The organism is Roseovarius indicus (genome assembly GCF_008728195.1).
Lineage (GTDB): Bacteria > Pseudomonadota > Alphaproteobacteria > Rhodobacterales > Rhodobacteraceae > Roseovarius > Roseovarius indicus.
This window is the reverse complement of the sequence record NZ_CP031599.1, coordinates 1-20371: the sequence shown is the minus strand read 5'-3', so window position 1 is coordinate 20371 and position 20371 is coordinate 1. Positions and strand designations below refer to the sequence as shown.

The following is a 20371-nucleotide window of genomic DNA, read 5'->3' as shown; positions in this document are numbered from 1 at the left end:
CGCCCGGAAAGCGCAGCCCGGGCAAATCCCGATCCACGCCGCCCGACCGGAAGCTCGCTTTGACTTTTCAGGCGGCTTGTTCTGACGTCATGCTGGCTTCCTGCCCCACGATCCGGGCCAGAATGCTTCCCGTGTCGATCCCGTCCCCATGCGGCAGGAACACCCGTAGCTGGAAGGCAATGATCTCGGTGAAACACCCCATTGCCTTGAGGCCATCAATCATGCCCCTGTCCACGCCGCACAACTCAAGGCGCATCTCGCCTGCGACACGGCGACGGGTCAGGGTGAGACCCCGGCCCAGATCGACAGGCGCGGTGGTGCCGAGGGCGGCGGTCAGCATCTCCTGCGCTGTTTGCGGGTTGGACACGAGGAAGCGGGCGCGCAGCGCTGCCGCCCCTTCCTCGCTCAGCGTGCGCCCGATCATCGCCGTCGCCCCGTCAGGCGTGACCCGGTAGATGCGTTCATTGGTGGTCGGAATGTCCTTCCAGATCGGCAATAAGAGCCCGGTCAGCAGGTAGAGCTTGGTTGTGGTGGTTTTTGGCAGGGATGCAGCCTCGGCATCCCAAAGCTTTGCAAACTCGGGCCTTTCGATGTCTTCCCAGGCCGAAGACGTGAACCGCGCCTCCTCCAGGTAGCTCGACCCGTTTGGCCGCACAACCTTGCGCATCAGCGTGACGATGTCTTCGTCATACATCTGCATCGGGCGTGCCGAGATGAGCGCCGCGCGACCGGAGGCGCGATTGACCATCGGCAGCTTGTCCGGATTGCGCGATATGGCCTCTTCAGCGCCCAAGACATGGACCGGGTCCGTCACCTCGAGCCCGATGATCCGCGTCACGGCGCCGGATTTCGGGCAGGTCCAGAGATCCTCTGTGGAGACCTGCTCGATCTTTTCGCCGCGCAGGGTTTCCACGCCGAGATCGAGCGTGCCTGCCGCGCGCGCCCGTTCAGTCTGATCGGCAATCCGGCGCATGAACTCGGCAAAGAGCGCGTTCTGCATGTGGATGGGCAGGGCCAGAACCCGGTTCAGAAACCGCTGGATCGGCGGCAACTCCTCGAGCAGCACCCCGTCCTTGTCGATCAGCCGCAGGGCTGTCCAGTCGGTGAAGCTCTTGTAGCTCATCGCCTCAGCGCGCCCGGCGGCAAGATCGGCGAAATACCCACGTAGTGCGGCCCGCGCGATCGGGCTTTCGAGATTGTCCTCCTCGCGGAACATGCCTTGCGAGCCGGTCTCGCGCTGACCCTTGGTCAAGGCCCCTAGCTGGTCGAGGCGCTTGGCTATAGTCGAGGTGAAGCGTTTTTCGCCATGCACATCCGAGGTGCAGACGCGGAAGAAGGGCGCGCTGACCTGAGCCGAGCGATGGGTGCGGCCCAACCCCTGGATGGCCGCATCCGCGCGCCAGCCGGGCTCCAGAAGATAGTGCCGCCGCCGTTTCTGGTTCTTCGCCGTTTGCGCCGCGTGATAGGACCGGCCCGTGCCGCCCGCATCGGAGAAAATCAGGATATCCTTCTCGCCATCCATGAAGGCTTGGGTCTCCGACGAATTGCTGCTGGCGGCGCGCTTTTCGATGAAGAGATGACCGTCCTCGGCCTTCAAAGGGCGGATAGATCGCCCAGTGACTTCAGCGACGGCCTCGTCGCCAAAGGCCCAGAGGATCTGATCGAGCGCCGAGGGGATCGGGGCGAGCGTCATCAACTCCATCATGGCCGCATCGCGCAGGGCGAGCGCCTCGCGCGAGACAACGAGCGCCCCGGTCTCATCCCGTAAAGGTTCCGCGACCATGTTGCCGTCAATCTCCACGAGCTTTTGCGCGTGGATCGGGAAGGCCTGTTCGAGGTAGCCCAGTACGTAATCGCGCGGCGTTAGCGCGCCCTCGACGAGTTCATCCTCGGGGTCCATCGTCTCAAGCCGGCGTTTCAGCAGACTCTCGCCCGTCGAGACCACCTGGATGACGCAAGCCTTGCCCGCCGCCAGATCGTCCTCGATGGCGCGGATGATGCTTGGAGCCTTCATGCCCATCAGGAGATGGTTGAAGAAGCGCTGCTTCGTGCTCTCGAAGCGGGACTTGGCCGAGGCGCGTGCTGCCGAGGCATTGGTCTCTCCCGAGGCGTCGTTGACGCCGGTCGCTGTCAGCGCGGCCTCGAGATTGTGGTGGATCGTCCGAAAAGAAGCCGCGTATGCGTCGTAGATCTCGATCTGGGCCGAAGTGAGCGCGTGTTCGAGCACGTCATACTCCACGCCATCAAAGCTGAGGGCGCGCGCCGTGTAGAGGCCGAGCGTCTTAAGATCACGCGCGACCACCTCCATGGCAGCCACGCCGCCGGCTTCCATCGCTGAAACGAAACCCTCGCGGCTCGGGAAGGGGTATTCGGGGTCCTGCCCCCAGAGCCCCAACCGCGCGGCATAGGCCAGGTTGTGCACGCTCGTGGCGCCCGTGGCCGAGATGTAGAAGACGCGAGCGCGGGGTGCTGCCAGTTGCAGCCGCAGGCCCGCAAGGCCCTGCTGGGAGGGTTTGACCCCCCTGCCCTGCTCGGACCCTGCCGCATTCTGCATGGCATGGGCCTCATCAAAAGCGAGGACGCCTTCAAAGTCTGCGCCCATCCAGTCGAGGATCTGGCTCAGTCGCGTGGTGCCGCATTTGCCCGCGGACCGCAGCGTGGCGTAGGTGACGAAGAGGATTCCGTCGCCCATCGGGACGGGCTGATCCGGTTTCCATTTGGAAAGTGGCTGAATGTCGGCAGGCGAGCCGCCGAGATCGGTCCAGTCGCGGATCGCGTCCTCGATGAGCGTGGCGGATTTGGAGACCCAGATCGCCTTCCTGCGCCCGGAAAGCCAGTTCACGAGAATGAGCCCTGCGCATTCGCGGCCCTTGCCGCAACCGGTGCCGTCGCCGAGGAAATAGCCAAGGCGAAAGGCACGTGCATCCGGGTCATCATCGGCGCGCGTCAGCTTGGTCTGGTCGTCATCGATGGTAAACCGACCGGGCAGATCACGCCCATGGGCATCATGCGCCATGATGATGGTCTCGAGCTGCGCCTCGGAGAGATGTCCCTCCTCGATCAACCGTGCGGGCAAGCGCAAGTCATCACTGCCCGTGTTTGAGGGCATGGGCGGGGCAACCGAGGCCATGGCGATGCTCTCGACGAGCGGCGTGGGATGTTCCTGCGCACCCGCGATCTCGATCCGTTGCGGGCGGTAGCGTGCATAGATGTCCGAGATGGGCGTGTTGTCGCGCGGGATAACAAGGCTCGTGAAAGTTAGCGGACGGACGGCATTGGCCCGGGGTTTGGAGGCGGCAACAGGCACAGCGGCGGTCTTGCGCGGGGCAGAGGATGGAACGGTCGGCCGCCCGTGAGGGATCACCGCCGCCTGTTGCACGGGGCGCATCTCGGGCCGGGTTGCGGCCACGGCGTCGACAAAAGGAAGGGCATCATCCAAGCCCCGGACACTGGCGCGGATCATCTCGCCGCCCTCCTGCACCTTGTCGAAGACCATGAGCTGGGTTTCGACAGAGGTGCCGAGCTTGCGGTAGACCTGCCCCGGCATCGTCAGCGCCAATCGTGGCGTCAGGAGACCGCAGGCGCGGGACCAATGCGCGGCATCGCGTTCGGGCGTGAACCCCGGCGGCATGATCGCCACCAGGCGCCCACCTGGTGCCAGGCGCTTTGCAGCCGCAATGAGATGTTTGGCAGCGATGTGCTTGTCGCGGGATCGGTCGACCGAGGAGGCGAAGGGCGGATTCATCACCACGACGTCGGGTAGAACCGGCGTCTGCAGCAGATCGTCGGTATGCTCGCCGTCATGGCCCGTCACCTCGCCGCCGAAAACCGCGCGCAGGAGGCGCTGGCGAAAAGGGTCGATCTCGTTGAGCAAAAGCGTGGCACCGGACCGGGCGGCGAAAGTAGCCAGGGCACCGGTGCCAGCCGAGGGCTCCAGCACGGTCTCGCCCTTGCGGATCGCCGCAGCCCGCAAGACCATTGCCGCGAAAGGTAACGGCGTGGAAAACTGCTGCAGCCGGATCTGCTGCTCTGACCGGCGGGTTTCCGTCAGCAGCCGCGAGGCAAGCAGCTTTGCAGCGGCGATGTCATCTGCCACGCCGTTCCCACGCAGCAGCACTTGGACAGCCGCGGCCTGCATCAGGTCATAGGCTATGCGCCAGTCCCAGGCGCCCCCGGCATCGCTGCCATGAAACGTCTCGCGCATGATGCGTGCGAGCGCTGAGCTGCGCAGGGGTTGGTGGTCGATCTCCGTGCCGATAAGCGCTAGCGCAGAGGCGAGATCGGCTTCGGAGATTGCGAGAGCCGGGTTGGCCGTTCTGGGTTTGGACATGGGGATTTCCTTTGGATCAGGGTCTGAGTTCCAAAGGACAAAAAGCCCGCTTTCGCTTTTCAGGGGAGCAGGCCAGGACGAAGAGGTATGCAATCGCTGATCGGCCAATCAAACAGCTTTTTCGGAGGCAGGTTCGAAAACTGAAAAACCCGCCGCAATGCGACGGGCTTTTGCTTTCTTTGTGCAATGAGGGGAGGCATAATGCCCGCAGTCTCAAAGCTCACGCCTTATATGGCACCGAAAGTCTTTACTGTCAATGTATCCACCGTTCACGGCTGATGAAGAACACCACCTTCCGAACGTCCTATCCGCACCTAGGTTTGCGACCTATCTGCGCGAAACCGGCAATGATCGGACGCGAGCTCTCCACCTATACCACTGGAATCTTCAAGTATCAGCCGCGTTCATGGTTCCACTCCATGTTTTGGAAGTTGCGCTGCGAAACGCGATCGTGGAAGCGATCGAAGCTGTCCATGGAGGAACATGGCCTTGGACACAAGGCTTCATCCGTTCGTTGCCGAACCCGCGCGGTCCTGCATACAGCCCCAAACGAGACCTCGAAGGCTGCGCAGCACAGCAACCCACTGCCGGAAAGGTCGTCGCCGAACTAAAGTTTGTGTTTTGGGAGAAGATGCTGACAAACAGGCACCAAGGCAGACTGTGGGACGATCATTTCTACGCAGTGTTTCCGGACGCGCCTCGTGGTGTCGCGGCCAACCAACGCCGATCTGAATTAAGGTCTGACATTGAAGCCGTGAGGAGGCTCCGCAACAGAATCGCACACCATGAGCCTGTTTTTCCGCGCGCCCTTCAGGATGATTTTGATCGGATCATCCGCTGCATAAGATGGCGCAACGAAACGACCGGCAACTGGGTGCTGGAAATCGAGACGGTACGCGCACTACTCGCAGTGCGCCCCTAAGGGTCCTGCCCCGCCAGAAACTCCGCCAGCACAGGACTGGCCTCGCCCTTTGCGGAGCTGAGCAGCTCCGAGCCCGCAAGCGAGGCCTTCGACAGGCGTACGAGCCCACCAGTTTCCTCGATGCGGTAGCAGCGGCGCTTTTGCCGCCCGCGCCTGTAGTGGGTCGCGGTGACAATCTGGCAGGTACTGCCATCGGTGAGCGTCACAGGTGCTGCGAGCCTGATCTTGTCGCCTTCCTCGTAGTCCGGGATCGCAGCCCAGTCCTGGCAGCGCTGGCGCCAGGCATGGGCATAGCTGTCCGGGTCTTTCAGGTCGGAGAGGAGCTCGATCAGCCCAAGGGGAGCACGAGACTCGTTCGGGCCAGCACTTTCCTCCATGTCCTTGTAGCCCCAGCAGCCGTCATCGTATCGGGTGAGGAAGACAGCACCGAACGTGATGGAGCCATCCGCATCGGTCACATAGGTCGTGTCCTCGACCGGCGAGCCATCGATACTTGTGACCTTTGCCGCCGCGTACCAAGTCGAACCCACCTTGCAGGCTTTGACCAGTTCCGTCTTGCGCCTGTCGCTCTCGAAGGTGCAGAGCCGGGCAATCTCCGCTTTCTCATCCGCGTAGGTCTGGACGCGGCGATCGGTATAGAAGAGCCATCCCATCTCAGAGTCCTTTCTCTCATTGGGGAAATTGTTGTCGTCAATGTCCCGAGAGGGCCGCAGGCCTGGCAGGGTATTGGCGATGCTTGTTTGAGAAAGGGCGCGTTACGCCGCCCTCCGGTCATCGATTTCCATCAGCGCATCGAGCGGCACGCGGTAGGGCTGCATGGCGTCGAAATCCTCGCAATTGCCGCAGTTCTGCACGATCGCGAAGGTATCGCAGGCATCCTTGAGGATGACCCGGAAGGTGCCGCCGAGGCCCGAGGGCACTTCGTAGGTCCCGCCGATGAGATAGTCCGAGGCCCGGCGCACGAAGACACGGATGCTGTGGCCATCGGTGGCGAGCCGGATCGCCCCCCGCCCCCGGTCGATGAGCACCTGCACGTCATCCAGGATGTCGGTGTAGAACTGGCCGGTCAGATCGCGAAACGCCATGCGGCGCTGCGCCATCCAGTCGGTATCCCGAAACGGGTTCATGCCGTCGGCGAAGGCGAAGGAGGGATCTGCCTGTTCGGTGGTGACGATACGGGTGGTCGTGCCATCGATGCCGTTTGAGCGCAGATGCACACCATTGCCGACGATCAGGATCAGGGCGGGCCTGTCCACGGGCCCGTTCCAGTTGGGCAGGAAGGTCTTGCAGGCGCGCGCATGGGCGATCTGTGCCGCAACAGCGGACGCAGAGAACTTGAGAATAGCCATGGGGATGTCTTTCGGTTGGGTGTGGGAGGGTCGACCCGCGCGGGAAATGCCTCGCGCGGGTCGCGTGAGGACTCAGGCCGCTTGCGCGACCTCGCTGTCAGGCTCGGGAGATTCCGAGGCGGGCTCCGCCTCATCACAGACGACACCGGCGGTCTGCATCATCGGCGGGCACCAGGCGGCTACGGCAGCGCGCTGCGCGTCCGTGAGTGTGGCGAACGGCTCTGCAAAGAGCTTGTCGCAGAAGGCCACGATCTCCTTCTTGCTCGACGAGGCCAGCGTCACCGCCTCCTGGGCCAGACCCAGATCCTCGCCGAGGATCTTCAGGAGCCATGCCTTTTTGAAGCGATTGAAGAGCGCCGCGTTCGGCGTCCAATGCGCGCGGATATCGGGCATGATCTCGATCTCGAACGCATGCATCAGGCTGTCGCGCTGGCGGTCCCGCGCGAAGCAGGACTGCGTGGTGCTGGCCGTGGCATAGGCCACGAGCTTGGCCTTCTCGCCGGCCTCCAGCGCGCGAAACGCCGCGAACTGATCGGCGGGCGGGCGGGTATCATCGAGCCACGAGAGGTCCAGCACATCATGCGCCGCGGCCACCTGCTCGAGCGAGGTCTCGTCGATCTCGTCCATCTTGGCATGGCTGCGGTATTCCTTGCGGGCCTCGACCTTGATCGCCTGCGTGACACTCATGCCGATGGCCAGAACGTCACTGACCAGCTTGAAGAGCGTTAGATCGAGCGTGGCCTCCGGATGCAGCGCCATCGCGGCGCCGAGGGCCATGGCTCGCTCTGTCTTGAGGTCCTCAGCAAGTGAGGCTGGATAGGTGATTTTGCCGGCGTCCGGGGCCTTCTCCCCGGTCGGGTTAGCCGAGGAGCCGCGCGCGCCTTCCTCTTTGACGGTATCTTCCGGGCGGACGAGGCCAACATGGAGCGTGATCTGCCCACCCTGCCACGACGCGATCACCCCAGACCGCGCGAGGTCCTCGGCGCTGTAGGCCTCCTGCAGGTCGCGGGCTTCCTCTTCCAAGGCGTCCACGCGCTCGTAAAGCGCGTTGTAGGCACCGTCCTCGAGCCCCTCATCCTCCATCTCGAGCTGCAGTTTCTCGAGTTCGGCGGTGATCTCATCGATGCGCTTCTGGGCGGCCTCATCCGGTTCGATCGGGCCGGGATAGACGCGGCCGTAGTCGGCCATGGTCGCGTAGTCATAGCGCACCATCGCATCGGCCCAGGCAAAACCCAGCCTCATACGGGTCTCTTCGGCAGCGGCACCGAGCTTCTCGAGCAAGATGGTCTCGACCAGAGCCGCATCCTCAAGCACGGAATGCTCATCCAGCAGATCGGCTGCGACGGTGCCGCCGCGCGCCTCGTAGTCTTCGCGCACGAAAGCCCCGATATCGTCGCTGACCTGCACGCCGCGGGACTTGAGGGCCTGTCGGACCGTGTAGGCCTGCAGATAGCCGCCGTCTTTCGTGAGCGCCTCGAAAACCTCGCGCTGCGCCTCCTGGCTTGGGTGCTCGGCGAAGGCCTTCATTGTGTCGAGCGTGATCACCTTGCCCCGAGCCGCGGCGCGGATATCGGGGTGGATAAGGCCATAGCGCAACCGGCCTTTCACGGCGGCCACCGTGGTGCCGAAGGTCTTCGCGATCGTCTCAGGCGTCTGGCCGTCGACCTCCATCATCCGGGCGAAAGCCTCGAACTCGTCGATGGCATTCATCGGTGCCTGGGTGATGTTCTCGGCGAGCGACAGTGCCGTGGTCACGTCGCAGTCTTCCGGCACGAGGCGGCAGTCCACCTTGGTCTTCGCCGTGAACCCCTTGCTGGCCTTGTCGGCGATCAGCTCCTTCAGCGCGGCATGTCGCCGGCCACCGGCAAGCACGGCGTATTTGCCGTCGAGCTTCTGAACCAGGAGCGGCTGGAGCAGGCCCAGCACAGCGATACTGGCTTTCAGATGGGCGATGTTCTCGGGGTCATAAGTTTCCGGCGAGTTGCTGCGCACATTCGCGGGATGCGGGACCAGATCGCCGATGGCGACGGTGAGAGGGGCAAAGCTTGTGGTCATGGGATATCCTTCCAGGTGGGTGAGGTGTGGCCCGCGCCTTCACGCGCGTAACCAATCCCCGGCTTCAGGGATCACCACGACAAAAGGCCCGCTTTCCCTTTTGAGGGGCAGCGGGCCTTCATCGTCTCAGATGTCAGGGGGGAGGAGTCCCCTCCCCTACCAGTCGCGCGCCAGCATGATGGTCAGCACGCGCATGGTGGTGGCAGGATTGTCCGGGGTCTCAGCCCCGTAGCGGAAATCCGAGTCTGCTTCATAGAGATCGATCTTCCAGAACACGGTCTCGCCCCGGATCTCGACCGCCCCGAAATCGTGCCATCCCTCGGGATCATTCTCAGGCTCGAATGTTGCAAACTCACCGGTGGCCTTCACCGCCTCGGCCATGAAGCCGTCATCGGCCTCCATAAGCGAGCGGGTGACATGCATCCGGCCCTGGATGGGCTGCGCGGGCGGCACTCCAAGGCACGCGAGCTTGCGAAACGCGTCGTTCTGCGCCGCGATCACACTCGGATCGGGACGATCTGGCTGGGGTTGAACGGTCATGGACATGGGGATCTCCTTTGAGAAGTTGAAACACCCTTCTCAAAGCCCGCTTTTTCTTTTCCGCACGGCGGAAGGACCGAAGCAGAAGGTGCCCTGCCCGAACAGCCCCTTGGGTCTGTAATTCGGGTTGGGGATGGTTTCGATCCAGCCGCCTTGGTGCTTGATGCTCTCGAGCGCTGCCGAGAGCGGGTAAGCGCCCTCGGATGAGCTCCACCAATAGGCACCGCGTTTGAAGGTGATGGTCTTGCGGCGGCCGTCGTTGAAGCAGGCCACCCGCAGCGTCTTGGGTTCCTTACGTGACATGGGCGTCTCCGTTCTTCGTGTGTTCAGGCGGCCTCGGCACTGCGCCCTGCCCTGCCCACCTCCGATCTGGCGATCAGATAGTCGCAGGCGCGCTGCGCATCCGCGGCGTGCTTGAAGATCGCACCCTTGTCTGACCGAAGGACGCGCAACCAGTTGTGGAGGTAGGCGGCATTCATCTCGAGCGTATGCGCCGTGAAGCCGAGCGTCTGACCCAGGAACACCGAGGCCAATTCCGCGACATATCCTGACAGTCCAGCCCCATTCTGAAATTTTTCGGCAATGAGAACGGTTTTGGTCATGCCGCTACCTCCTCTGCATGGGGCTGCTGCGCATGCATCCAGTCGGCCGCCTGCTGCGCCTTGCTGGCGGCGGTGAAGATGGCCTTGGGGTCGTCTTTCAGGACCTTGAGCCACGAGGCAATATAGGCGGCATGATCGGGGCGCGGATGGTGGGCGATCCCGAGGTCTGCCAGGACCAGCCCGCTGAGAATTTCCACGCAGCATTCTTCGGCGGCATAGGCGGCCGAACCAAAGCGACCGGAAAGGTCGCGGTCGAGCCTGTGCTTTGCGCCACTGGCGTGACCATTCTCGTGTAGCCAGACACCGTAGAACGACGCGGCATCGCGAAACGAAGTGAACGGCGGCATGAACACGGTGTCGGCCGACGGGCGATAATAGGCTTCCGATCCACCGAACTCAGTCTTGACGCCCAGGTTTGTGATGAACGCTTCCGCATGGGCAAGGCGTTCAGCCTCGGGCAGCACAGGGGTCGCCGGGCGCTCGTACCCGTCCACTTGAGCGATGTTGAAGACAGAAAATGCGCGGGCGAACATCCGTCGATGCCCGTCATCATCGTCTTCGTCGTCGGCCTGCTGGGAAACCTTGATCTCCCTCCACAAGATGACCGTGGTGGAGCGTTCTCCTTTACGCACCTGCGCGCCGGCATCCTGCCATTGCTTGTACGTTCCCCAGATACCGTCGCCATATCCGGCGGCAAAGCCCGTGGCCCAGAGCGCCAAAGTGTTTATGCCGCGATAGCGCTTGCCGGATGAAACGTTGGTCGGACGCGCGATGCTGCTCCCGTCGTGGAACCAGGGCGCACGCCAGTCGCCGGTGCCTGCCTCGATGGCGGCGATGATCTCGGTGGTGATACGGTTATAAACATCGGCGCGCCCGGCCGATGAGGAAGAGCGGGACATGACAGGTCTCCAGGACGGGCGGAGCAGGCCTCTCCCGCTCTCCTCATCCCGTCACTCACCCCGATCCCAAGCTCCCTCTCCCTTTACCGCCGCCCGAACGGGCGGCGTCGCGCCCTCGGGCGCGATCCGGGCCAGCACACCCTCGATCCGGTCAACCTCCTGCTGGAGCGCGGCCCGCTGCAATCCGGGCAGCCGCTTCTCGCGCAGCAACATGCGTGCCTCATCAGCACTTCGCTCCCAGACGGGCCTGTGATGTTCCGCGATGCAGGCGTTCGGGCAGCGGGTCGGTTCACAAAGCGCTGTCAGCGGGCGGCCTGCCGCGGCATCCGTCACGCGCTTGAGGCACAGGGCGGTTGCCGGATCGAAGAAGCAATCGGCAAGCGGTCCGACATGCAGGGTGCGGGCCAGACTGGCGAGCATGATGCGCAGACGGGACCGGTCCGCGATCATCGGCGGCAATGGCCCGAGCTCGGTGGCTGTCTCGTCGAGGGTACGCGCGACACGAGGACCGGCCGGCCCGCCAAGGTCAGCCCCGCCGCGCCGCCTGTCGAAATACTCGAGCAGATCGTCGATCTGACCGAGCCGGCGCTGCGCCTCGACCTCGGCGCGGAAACCCGAGGCGCTGCTACCCGCGTAGCCTTCGAACGCGGCGACGGATGCATGCTTGTACTGGATCATGCCGGCCACCGTTCCGAAGGGACGGTTGGCAATGTGCCATGCGATCGTGCGACGAAACTGGCGGGTCGTGATCCGCCAGGGCTTACCGTCCGGCCCGGGCGGTATGGCGGGCGCCTCTTCCGTCCCGAACAGCCTGTTCAGGTGGTCACGATAGGCGTTTATCTGGCGCACGATCTCGGCGGAGACGTGCGGTTTGCTCCTTCGCGTCACTGACAGCACGGGCCAGAGCGTATCGAGACCATGGGCAACAGCCGCGCGCCGGGTCAACTGTTCGAGCACCCCGATCGCATGGGCGACGGGCTCGATGGTCACCCACTCCGCCGACGCTCCCCGGGCCCCCTTTCCCTTGTACGCAGTGGAACGGACGCGGTGTCGTGACACGGTGCCGTCCTCGCTGCGCGCAAGCGTCAGGCATCCCCGGCGCATCGCCTGCACCTCGCAATCGCGCATACCGGTCAGATAGGCGCAGACCACGTAGGCCGCTGCCTGCAGCATGCGCTCTTCCAGGACGAGGGATTTGGCATCAAAGCGGTGCCGCCATGGCCGGCCGAGATCGGCATCGACCGAGATCGGCGTATCCATGCCGCCGGGTTCGATCCCGATATCCGCGATGGCGGCAGCGATGAGATCGGACGCGCCGCCGGCGAGAGCGAGATGCATCGCCGGCTCCCTGGCGGCATCGACGCCGACGTGTAGATGCAGAAGCTGCACGTTGACGACGGGCAGAAGCTCCCCGCTTACCGGATCGACGGATGCGGAACCGTTGGGTGGGCTTGCCCAGACCGGCACGCCCCGGCCCTGCCGCGCGCGGGACCGGAAATAGCGCGCCAGTCGCTGCCGTTGCCGGCGGCGGCGCTCCGCATGCGGCAATCCCTGTTCCGCAACGGAGAGCCGGTCGCGGCGCGCTTCGAGCCGGGAAAGCTCACGCCGGGCGGCGAGAATGTCCCCTGCGAATACCGTGATGTAGCGCAGCGACCATGCCAGAAGCGGCGCAATGATCGGCTCGGGGATGCGCGGGGTCCGGTTCTCGGGAACATGACGATAGCCCGCGACGCGTGCGGGTGGCCGCCCGTCCCACGGTTCGAACGACAAGCCGCCGCCGGGAAGGTGCTCGCGGTAGAGATAGAAGTCGATGACGACCTCGAGAAGCTGCCCGACAATGACGGGCCGCCTTGCCGGGTCGTCTCGGAGATGCCGTGCATAGGCGTCGATCAGCGGAGGATCAATGCGGGCAAGGTCCAGCGCGCCCAATCGTTCGCGGACGAAGGCGAAGAAGCGCCGCGCCCGGTTGAACGCCTGCCGCACACAGCTGGGCGGCAGCTTCGGACGATGGCCGGGAAGGTCGACATTGAGACGCGCATAGAGATAGGCGCGCATCATTGCCTGCACATCGGCATCTTCCAGCACGTCGAAATGCACGGTGACGTGGCAGCGCCGGGCGTTCTCGCGGAAGACGGCCGGACCCAGATCCCAGCTTGGATCGCCGACGCGCGACAGGTCCTCGCGGGCATGGCCCGGCTTGAGCGGCGCGCACGCCAGCACGGGCCGATCGTCGAACGCGTGCGCGCGGGCAAGGGCGGGCGCGGTCATGCGCGCGCCTCGGGAGGCAGATAGAGGCGCTCCTCCACGGCGCGTAACCGCGCTTCGGCGACAACGGCATCGGAAAACGCGGGCAAGATCTGATGGACGATCCGGGCATGAACCTGCCCGAACTTGACCATCCAGTCGGGACCGGGAAGCCCCTGCCGCTGGTCTTCGACGAAGGACAGGAAGGCCATGATCGCGGGGAGCTTGCGGGCGGTGATGACGGCGTTGGGGCAATGGAGGCATCCCCAGAACGGCTGCTGGCATGGCGAGCCGGCCTCGGCGAAGGGGCTGCTATGGAACCCCGCGCAGGCGGCGAGCCAGAGATCCTGCTCCCCATCGAGAATGGAACCGACCGCATCCGGCGGCATCAGCGGCCCGGCCTGTTCGGGCGCTTCGCGCAGCGTCTTCTCGGCTGCTGGCGGGAGGATGGTCGGCATCGCGGCGACGACAGCGTCGTGGAAGGCATCGGCGACGGTGGCCTCGTGCAGGGGCCGCAGCGATGGCAGATCGGCGTAGTGGCGCGCCGCGACCTCGGGCGTGTGGCCGACCGCGAAGCGGGCGATGTACCCCTCGGTTTTGGTGTACCACAGCGCCTTGTGGGTTTTGCGAAGCCGGGACAGCAGAAGATGGAGCGGCTTGCCGTCCTCATCGACAATCCGGTGCCGTGCCACCCAGGCGTCGAGGCGTTCGCGCGGATGACGGATGCCAGCATGGAGACCGCCGACGTTGTGGTATACCCAGAGACAATCGGTGGGCAGATGCTGACGGGCGACGGTCGTGATCTCGATCAGCCGGCGGAGAAGGCCACCCGGCGTGCCGAGGCCGCCGTCGCGCACGCGCATGCTCTTGTGCCCGGCGGCGCCGGCGCGTCGCTTCAGGTATCGCAGTTCGACGGTTCCGGCGGAGGGATTGGCCAGGCAATCGACCGTCAGCGCCTTCAGGCATTCCGGCTCGAGGCCGGTATCGAGAGCAAGCAGCACGAGCAATGGCGGCAGATCGGTGACGTGCAGATGATGCCGACGATGCAGGTCGTCGATCAGCGTGCTGATCGGCAAACCGCGCCGCAAGCGCATGAAATAGAGACGGCGCAGCTCGACGCTCTCGGTCCGAACGGCTCCATCGTGCGCGATGAGAGCTTCGACATCGGCCCGCGCTCCGGCAATGACCGGATCGCCCTCATCGGTCCGATCCTCGGCGCCGATCCGGCGGAATATCGCTTCCACGTCCGTACGGGCCGCGTCGCGCAGCGCGCGGGCGACGAAGGGGCTGTAGGCATCACGCGGGGTCGAGCGTCCCGCCGAGGTCGCCATTGTATAGCGCAACCGCTCATGGAGGCCGGGCGTGATACTGTCGGGCCGATCCGCCTCTATCGCACGCAGCGTATTGACGATCTTGCTGACCGTCACATGCCGGTAGATCGCCCCCATTCCCCCGCGTTCGAGTGCCGATGCGAAACGGTCGACATGGGCTGTGCGCATGTCTTCGGGCCCGTCCACTTCCCCCGCCTCATCGGAAAGCCAGGTGAAGAAACGGCGATAGGAGTTTACATACTGTTTGATGACGCTGGCCGCACCGATCGGGCCGCCGAGCGCGGCCGACCGGCGCAACGCGCTGGCAAAGGCGATAGCGAGCGGACGAGGATCGAGATTGGTCATGTCAACCAGGACGGTCCCGCCATGCCGCGCCTCGATGACGAACCTGAGGCCGAGCACCGGATCGGGCTTGGCTCGCTCCGGCGTGACGCGCGCGAAAGCAACGGGCCTGCCCTTGCGGGGACGCCCGCTCATGCGCCCTGCGGTCCCGGCAGCAGTGCCAGCAACTCCTCGACCGCCGAATCCACCGTATCGGCGCGGGTCGCGATATGGTCGAGATAGATATAGGTGGTGGCGAGACTCGCGTGGCCGAGCAGGCGTTGCACCTGCTGCAGCGGGTCGCCAAGGATCAGCCGGTAGCTCTCCATCGGCCCCGCCGGCAATGCGGCTTCGCGCAGACGCTCCTGGATCAGCAAAGCGAGCATATGGACCGCGAAGGTGTGGCGCAGCTGGTGCGGGCTGATCGACAACGAGAAACCATAGTCTCTACAGCGCTTGCAGGCGCGGGCGAAGATCACCTCCCAGGAATTGGGTCGAACGGGCTGTCCGACCTCGGTCAGCCATAGCGCCGCGGGCTCGCGCGGCGTTCCGTTCTCGTTGCACAGGATCAGACGGCATCGTTCCTCTGGCGTGCAGACATCGCGCATGCGGTCGAGACCGGCGTCGGTGATATGGATCGGCCGGTCAAAGCGCGCCGCGCCATCGCGCGCGACGAATTTGGCCGCGCCTGCCGCGCGCTCGACATCGATATAGGCCGCGATCTGACGAAGCAGCCGGCGTGGGACCAGAACACTTCGTCCGCGATCGCCCTTGGTGAGCGGCGGCGGCAGGCGCAGCCAGAGCTGCCGGTTCTCATCGCCGTCCGGAACGATGACCGAGAGATCACCGGCGAGCAGACCTGAGGCTTCTTCCAGTCGCAAACCTGTCGTGACGAGCAGATCGGCGAAGAGCGCATTGCGCAATCCGTTCCGATCACGTGCGCCGGGGCGTTCGCTGCCGTCAGGCGCGAGGCCGCGCAGACCGACCTCGCGGAAGATGCGGTAGTCGTCCATCGTGACGAACCGGACATCCGACCGCTTCGCAACACGTTCATAGGCGTCGTTGCGCGCGGCGATCATTCCGCGACGTCCACCCTGCGCCGGTCGCCACACGGCACGACGGTTGAACGGTGCCTCGGCGATCAGCCCTTGCCGCTCGCCCCAGCGATAGAGGCGATCAAGGCTGGCGACGGCCCTGTTCCAGCTTGCCGCCGTGATCCGCTGACCAGCATCGCCGCGCCGGCGCGCACGATGATAAGCCTCGACATCGTCGCGGGTCGCAGCCCATACGGTCTTGCCGCAGGCATCGAGAAAGCGAAGCCAGACTGTCACATCATAGGCCTGGGCGCGAAGCGAATGCCGTGATCGAATCCCCGATAGCGGCAGGTCGAGAAAGAAGCGATCCAGATCGGGGTCGTAGAGCGTGTCGCCGCGCAGGATCAACGGCACATGCGCGTCGAGACCCCCGGCCTCGCGACGCTCGCAAACAGAAATAATCGACACCAGCGCAAAACCCTCCCCATGCCCCCACCCGGTGCACGCTTCGGCCCGGCAGTTCTCAGGCTGGCCGCCGCCAGCTCTTTGGTAAGCGCGGCGGCCAGCCTGAAAACTGCCTACCGTCGACGCCTGTCACCCATCCTACGGCAAGGCGGCATGCGGTGCAGACTGTCAAGATAACGCGACGATCTCTTCTCGCGCATAGGACGTGTTGCCAAACTTCGAGAAGCCAAAATCACGGTTCAGCCGGTGGGGCGCCTTGGTGGCATGAGCCAACTCATGCGCCCAGACGCCATAGAAATTCCGTGGGTTCTGGAACCTCTCAATGGAAGGCATGAACACCTTGTCGACGGGGGGCAGGTAGTAAGCTTCGGTTCCCGTAAAGACCGTGGTGATATCGATCGCATCGAAGAAGGTCTGCATCCGGGGAATTGGCTCAGCGGGCGGATGGTCGGGTGCAGGCTCCGGGTCGGGATAGAAGCTGGCAGGCAAGCCCTCGATCTGGCAGGCATTGAACACGCGGTAGGATTTCTGGAAGCGGAAGATGCGGGCTTCCTCGGAGTGATCATCCCCGTCGCTGCGGTCGTCCTCGCCACCCACGTCTTTCCGGCTTTGACCGTAATAGACAACGACAGAGGACTTTTCGCCCTTGCGGACCTTTGCGTCCAACGCATTGGCCTGCGGCAACGTCATCCAGAAGGGAGAGCTGTGGCCCGCCATCACGGTCCGCATCGTCAGCAGGAAGTTGTTCACTCCCTGGTAGGGCTCACCGCCCACGCGCAGGGGACGAGAGCTGCCACCTGCGGTCCATGGCTTGCGCCACGGCAGGACGCCGCGCTCGATGATGCGGATGATTTCGTTCGTGATGACCTCGGAGGCATCGAATTTGGGCGTGCGGGATCGGGCCATGGCTGGCCTCCTTTTGAGTTTTGGTGAGAGGGAGTGGTGACTAGGTTGACCGACAGAGGCGCGGATCATTGACGATCCTGACACCAAGCACTTCGACCATGTCGACGTAGGTGGTCAGCAAGACGGAACTTCCAGGGCCCCAGGGTTCAGAGTCGTCCGATCCGTCCCGCGTCACCCCCGGCAGGTTCGCAAAGGCGATGACATCGGTGACGGGTCGGATATCGATGAAGGGCGTCCCTCGTGCGACCGCAAGAGCGGCCAACGGAAAGCGCTCGATCGGCGCTAGGGTGGACACGATGGTCCAACCGAGATGGATGAACGTGCCCCCCTCTCCGCAGAACACATGGGCATTCGGCAATGTCGCCGCCTGTCTGAGATAGCCGAGATCACGCAGGACGGTCTGGCGTTCGAGCCGCTGTGCCAGCAACGTCTGGCCAGTTCGGCGCAGCTCTCTATGCCGCCACCACGAGGCAGCGGTCGCGCGTAACACGCGCAAGACACCTGTTTGCATGGGAATGCCCTTTATCAGGAACGGCAGACCGGAACCCTGCCCGGACCCATCCGAGGGACCCCAAAAGCCCTCATCCGTCAGTCACAAAACCCGAAGAACACTTTCTCTTTTCCTAGGCCCTTTGGGCACACAACAAAACTGAAAGCCCGGCACATCTGCCGAAGCTATTGATTTCATGCATCAATTCTAGATCGGCGCCCAAGATCGGCAACACATATCGGCAAAACCTTGCTTGCAAATACGAAATGTGTATGCTTTTCAATTACTTTGCAAACATAGAAGATCGGCAAAAATGCTGGAAACACCCGCCAGAATCGAACCCTGCTTCTTCGAGGAGCATATTCCTACAGAATTGGCAGACCTTTCGGTCGACATCCAGAGGGAAGCCACCGGGCTGGGACAAGGGCTGCATCCTGACAGCGCAGCTGAGCTTGCCGATCTCGTCCGCGTGATGAACTGCTACTATTCCAACCTGATAGAAGGACACAACACGCGCCCCCGCGACATCGAAAAGGCACTGGCGGGCGCCGAGCTTGAGGAAGAAACCCGCCCTCTCGCCCTTGAGGCCAGGGCGCACGTCATCGTTCAACGAGCCATCGACGAGATGCATTGCAAGGGGACCCTGCCCCGCGCCACATCCGTCGACTTCCTGACTTGGGTCCATAAGAGCTTCTACGACGAGATGCCTGATGAGTTTCGGGTCATCGAACATCCCGACGGCACGCAAGAGCCCATCGTTCCGGGTCGTATGCGCCAAGATGACGATCGGGAAGTTGCGGTAGGGCGCCACCTACCTCCTTCATCGTCGCGCGTCGCAGCATTCATGGATCACTTCGACAAACGGTTTCAGATTGCGGCGCGGTCTTCGAGCGGACGGATCATCGCGATCGCGTCTGCACATCACCGTCTGAACTACATCCACCCTTTCCCGGATGGCAACGGCCGTGTCAGCAGACTGATGTCTCATGCCATGGCCCTCACAGCGGGGATTGGAGGCCAAGGACTTTGGTCCGTATCGCGTGGGCTAGCGCGCGGGCTAACCGATCGGGGCGAGTACAACCGGATGATGGATCTGGCCGACAGTCCACGCCGCGGAGACCGCGACGGACGGGGGAACCTGTCAGAAGCGGCACTGAGGACGTTCAGTGAATGGTTCCTAAAGGTGACGCTCGATCAGATCATCTTCTCAGCAAGATTGTTCGATCTCGGCGGACTGGACCAACGGTATCGTCGTCTTGTTGCAGATACCATCGATGACAAGCGTGCGCCGGAACTGATCTCGGCGGTACTTCGGCATGGCGCACTGGAACGAGGCGACGCGCAGATTGTGCTCAAGACGTCCGAGCGTACTGCTCGCAACACACTGAGTAAACTGACTGCCGCCGGATACCTGACCTCCGCATCTCCGAAGACTTCGGTGCGGTTGGCGTTTCCGTTGGACTACCGGGAACGTCTTTTCCCTAACCTGTTTGGCGATGGTGACCTGCCGGCGTGACTGGCAACCGAAGGACCCTGTTTCTGGCCAAGTCCGCGAGCGCAGCCTCTGACCGTGTTGGAAAGAAGTTCACAACTGTGAACTATCCCGAGCTATCCTACTTGTCAGCCGAGTTCACAGCTGTGAACTCATCATGCAGCATCCCGCCGCATCAAGGCCATGATCATCGGACCGCAGGAGAACTCCCCAATTGCTGCCTTTGAAGATAGGGTTCTCAAGTAGCCTCCAGGTGATCGGATATCCGCAAACCGTTCAAGCATTGCAACGATCACAACAGACGCTTCTTCGGGACCCATATAGCGTTTCGCCTCGTCCCACGCGGACGGGGAAATACCCATCATGGGCCTGACCACATCAGCCACCCGGACCAGATCGTGCCAGTGGCGCACGGGCTGCTCGGAATACGCTTTGAATTCCTGACAGGAGGCGAGGACGAGCCCAAGCGGTATGTTCGGCATCAGTTGATCGTCAATAGTTGCCGTTGAGTTTCCCTCATCTTCAGAACACAGAGGACTATTGGCAACTTCTGGAGTTTCGCGCACAGCGCCTCCGTCCCGCGCTTTTTCTAAGCGAGGTTCAAGATCATAAGAGTCTTTATTTGAATTCTGATAGTGCTGCTCAGAAACAGCATCATTGGTGCTCATATTTTCTGTTTCACAGCCATCCAGAAGGCCTCGGGCGTGATCTAAAGCTGACCCCAAAGCGTCTTCGATGCGCCTAAGGTCTTCCATTTCGAGTTTTCTGCGAAGATCTCGGGCCATTAGGGCCGCAAGATCAGAGAATTGGTCCCAGACGCCTTGATCCGGACGAAGTGAGCGCCCGTACTCGGCCAGCCCTGCGAGGTCACGCCGCATGAGGCTCACAGTGGCACGTAGGCGCTTGTACCGCTCTTCTGCGGCCCGGACGGTCTCAGCGGCCTCACAAACCTCCTGGAAGCGTCGAACGAGCGGAGAGAGGTCGAACCCAAACGCAACCTTTTCGTCGCCGTAGCGGCGGGCATAGCGCTTCCCATTGGGGCTATCGCGCCGGACAACAAAGCCAGTCTGCACAAGGTTGGAGAGGTGGCGCCGCATCGTCGAGCAGGGCATGCCGTTCAGGCGCTCGCAAATCGCCTTGTTGGACGGATGTACAATCAATTCGCTGTCATTGCCTCCGAGAATTGTCGCTTGGTGAAAGCTGACCAGCGCCTGAAGCACCGTCAAATCCCGATCGGACAAGCCGAACGCGACTCGAGCGGCAGCGAGCTCCCTCAGGACCTCCCACTTGTTGGCGCCGGCTGGGGGCAGGTCTTCCTGGGTCGCTGCCTGATGTTTCAGGATGGCAGCATCTATCGTTCGCCGGAACGGCGTTACGGGCGTGTATTCCAT

The 20371-nt window shown here is 63.3% G+C and carries 13 protein-coding genes and 3 pseudogenes; 2 read left to right on the top strand and 14 right to left on the bottom strand.

The features are described from left to right. Window positions 1-67: 67 nt before the first annotated feature. Window positions 68-4330 carry a strawberry notch-like NTP hydrolase domain-containing protein gene (locus RIdsm_RS26370; RefSeq protein ID WP_151175241.1) on the bottom strand — a complete coding sequence of 1421 codons (4263 nt, stop codon included), beginning with the start codon at window positions 4328-4330 and terminating at the stop codon, window positions 68-70. Window positions 4331-4586: 256 nt separating this feature from the next. On the opposite strand from RIdsm_RS26370, the gene RIdsm_RS26365 reads away from it, so the two are divergent. Further along, window positions 4587-5252 (top strand): hypothetical protein, encoded by a 666-nt coding sequence (locus RIdsm_RS26365; RefSeq protein ID WP_074940865.1) that lies wholly within the window; start codon window positions 4587-4589, stop codon window positions 5250-5252. Here RIdsm_RS26365 and RIdsm_RS26360 read toward each other — a convergent pair. The 12 genes and pseudogenes from RIdsm_RS26360 to RIdsm_RS26305 form a co-directional block, all read right to left on the bottom strand. Continuing rightward, complete coding sequence (locus tag RIdsm_RS26360) at window positions 5249-5905, bottom strand: DUF6927 domain-containing protein (RefSeq protein WP_151175240.1); 657 nt, start codon at window positions 5903-5905, stop codon at window positions 5249-5251. The genes RIdsm_RS26365 and RIdsm_RS26360 overlap by 4 nt on opposite strands. A gap of 102 nt (window positions 5906-6007) precedes the next feature. Beyond that, window positions 6008-6601: a hypothetical protein gene (locus tag RIdsm_RS26355; protein ID WP_025042408.1), complete on the bottom strand. Its 594-nt coding sequence runs from the start codon at window positions 6599-6601 to the stop codon at window positions 6008-6010. A gap of 72 nt (window positions 6602-6673) precedes the next feature. Beyond that, window positions 6674-8656, bottom strand: coding sequence for a ParB/RepB/Spo0J family partition protein (locus RIdsm_RS26350; protein ID WP_151175239.1), 1983 nt, complete (start codon window positions 8654-8656; stop codon window positions 6674-6676). Window positions 8657-8812: 156 nt separating this feature from the next. Next, complete coding sequence (locus tag RIdsm_RS26345) at window positions 8813-9202, bottom strand: DUF3768 domain-containing protein (RefSeq protein WP_057821992.1); 390 nt, start codon at window positions 9200-9202, stop codon at window positions 8813-8815. Between the two features lie 90 nt (window positions 9203-9292). Continuing rightward, a pseudogene (locus RIdsm_RS26340) lies at window positions 9293-9499 on the bottom strand (DUF6330 family protein); the annotation flags it as partial. 23 nt (window positions 9500-9522) lie between these two features. Continuing rightward, window positions 9523-9738 (bottom strand): annotated as a pseudogene (locus RIdsm_RS26335) (zincin-like metallopeptidase domain-containing protein); the annotation flags it as partial. 56 nt (window positions 9739-9794) lie between these two features. Next, entirely contained in the window at window positions 9795-10697 is a 903-nt protein-coding gene (locus RIdsm_RS26330; protein WP_009506871.1) for an ArdC family protein, read from the bottom strand. Window positions 10698-10748: 51 nt separating this feature from the next. Then, window positions 10749-12965, bottom strand: a complete 2217-nt coding sequence (locus RIdsm_RS26325) for an integrase (RefSeq protein ID WP_009506870.1) — start codon at window positions 12963-12965, stop codon at window positions 10749-10751. Beyond that, window positions 12962-14749: a hypothetical protein gene (locus tag RIdsm_RS26320; RefSeq protein ID WP_009506869.1), complete on the bottom strand. Its 1788-nt coding sequence runs from the start codon at window positions 14747-14749 to the stop codon at window positions 12962-12964. The genes RIdsm_RS26325 and RIdsm_RS26320 overlap by 4 nt, the downstream gene beginning before the upstream one ends. Next, the gene (locus RIdsm_RS26315) at window positions 14746-16095 is read right to left on the bottom strand and encodes a tyrosine-type recombinase/integrase (protein ID WP_009506868.1); all 1350 of its coding nucleotides are present in this window, start codon (window positions 16093-16095) and stop codon (window positions 14746-14748) included. Before RIdsm_RS26315 ends, RIdsm_RS26320 begins: the two co-directional genes overlap by 4 nt. A gap of 174 nt (window positions 16096-16269) precedes the next feature. After that, window positions 16270-16998, bottom strand: a pseudogene (locus RIdsm_RS26310) (ArdC family protein); the annotation flags it as partial. A 40-nt stretch (window positions 16999-17038) separates the two neighbouring features. Then, on the bottom strand, window positions 17039-17509 hold the full coding sequence (locus RIdsm_RS26305) for a hypothetical protein (protein ID WP_057821961.1): 471 nt from the start codon (window positions 17507-17509) through the stop codon (window positions 17039-17041). A gap of 292 nt (window positions 17510-17801) precedes the next feature. Here RIdsm_RS26305 and RIdsm_RS26300 point away from each other — a divergent pair, with 292 nt between their 5' ends. Next, window positions 17802-19004, top strand: a complete 1203-nt coding sequence (locus tag RIdsm_RS26300) for a Fic family protein (protein ID WP_057821963.1) — start codon at window positions 17802-17804, stop codon at window positions 19002-19004. Between the two features lie 131 nt (window positions 19005-19135). Here the strand turns inward: RIdsm_RS26300 and repC are convergent, their stop codons facing one another. Further along, complete coding sequence (gene repC / locus RIdsm_RS26295) at window positions 19136-20371, bottom strand: plasmid replication protein RepC (protein ID WP_057821965.1); 1236 nt, start codon at window positions 20369-20371, stop codon at window positions 19136-19138.

What these genes read in the sequence shown, in the direction of transcription:
- RIdsm_RS26370 (WP_151175241.1), bottom strand. Translation starts at nt 4,330, where the DNA reads ATGTCCAAACCCAGAACGGCCAACCCGGCTCTCGCAATCTCCGAAGCC.
- RIdsm_RS26365 (WP_074940865.1), top strand. Translation starts at nt 4,587, where the DNA reads ATGTATCCACCGTTCACGGCTGATGAAGAACACCACCTTCCGAACGTC.
- RIdsm_RS26360 (WP_151175240.1), bottom strand. Translation starts at nt 5,905, where the DNA reads ATGGGATGGCTCTTCTATACCGATCGCCGCGTCCAGACCTACGCGGAT.
- RIdsm_RS26355 (WP_025042408.1), bottom strand. Translation starts at nt 6,601, where the DNA reads ATGGCTATTCTCAAGTTCTCTGCGTCCGCTGTTGCGGCACAGATCGCC.
- RIdsm_RS26350 (WP_151175239.1), bottom strand. Translation starts at nt 8,656, where the DNA reads ATGACCACAAGCTTTGCCCCTCTCACCGTCGCCATCGGCGATCTGGTC.
- RIdsm_RS26345 (WP_057821992.1), bottom strand. Translation starts at nt 9,202, where the DNA reads ATGTCCATGACCGTTCAACCCCAGCCAGATCGTCCCGATCCGAGTGTG.
- RIdsm_RS26330 (WP_009506871.1), bottom strand. Translation starts at nt 10,697, where the DNA reads ATGTCCCGCTCTTCCTCATCGGCCGGGCGCGCCGATGTTTATAACCGT.
- RIdsm_RS26325 (WP_009506870.1), bottom strand. Translation starts at nt 12,965, where the DNA reads ATGACCGCGCCCGCCCTTGCCCGCGCGCACGCGTTCGACGATCGGCCC.
- RIdsm_RS26320 (WP_009506869.1), bottom strand. Translation starts at nt 14,749, where the DNA reads ATGAGCGGGCGTCCCCGCAAGGGCAGGCCCGTTGCTTTCGCGCGCGTC.
- RIdsm_RS26305 (WP_057821961.1), bottom strand. Translation starts at nt 17,509, where the DNA reads ATGCAAACAGGTGTCTTGCGCGTGTTACGCGCGACCGCTGCCTCGTGG.
- RIdsm_RS26300 (WP_057821963.1), top strand. Translation starts at nt 17,802, where the DNA reads ATGCTGGAAACACCCGCCAGAATCGAACCCTGCTTCTTCGAGGAGCAT.
- repC (WP_057821965.1), bottom strand. Translation starts at nt 20,371, where the DNA reads ATGGAATACACGCCCGTAACGCCGTTCCGGCGAACGATAGATGCTGCC.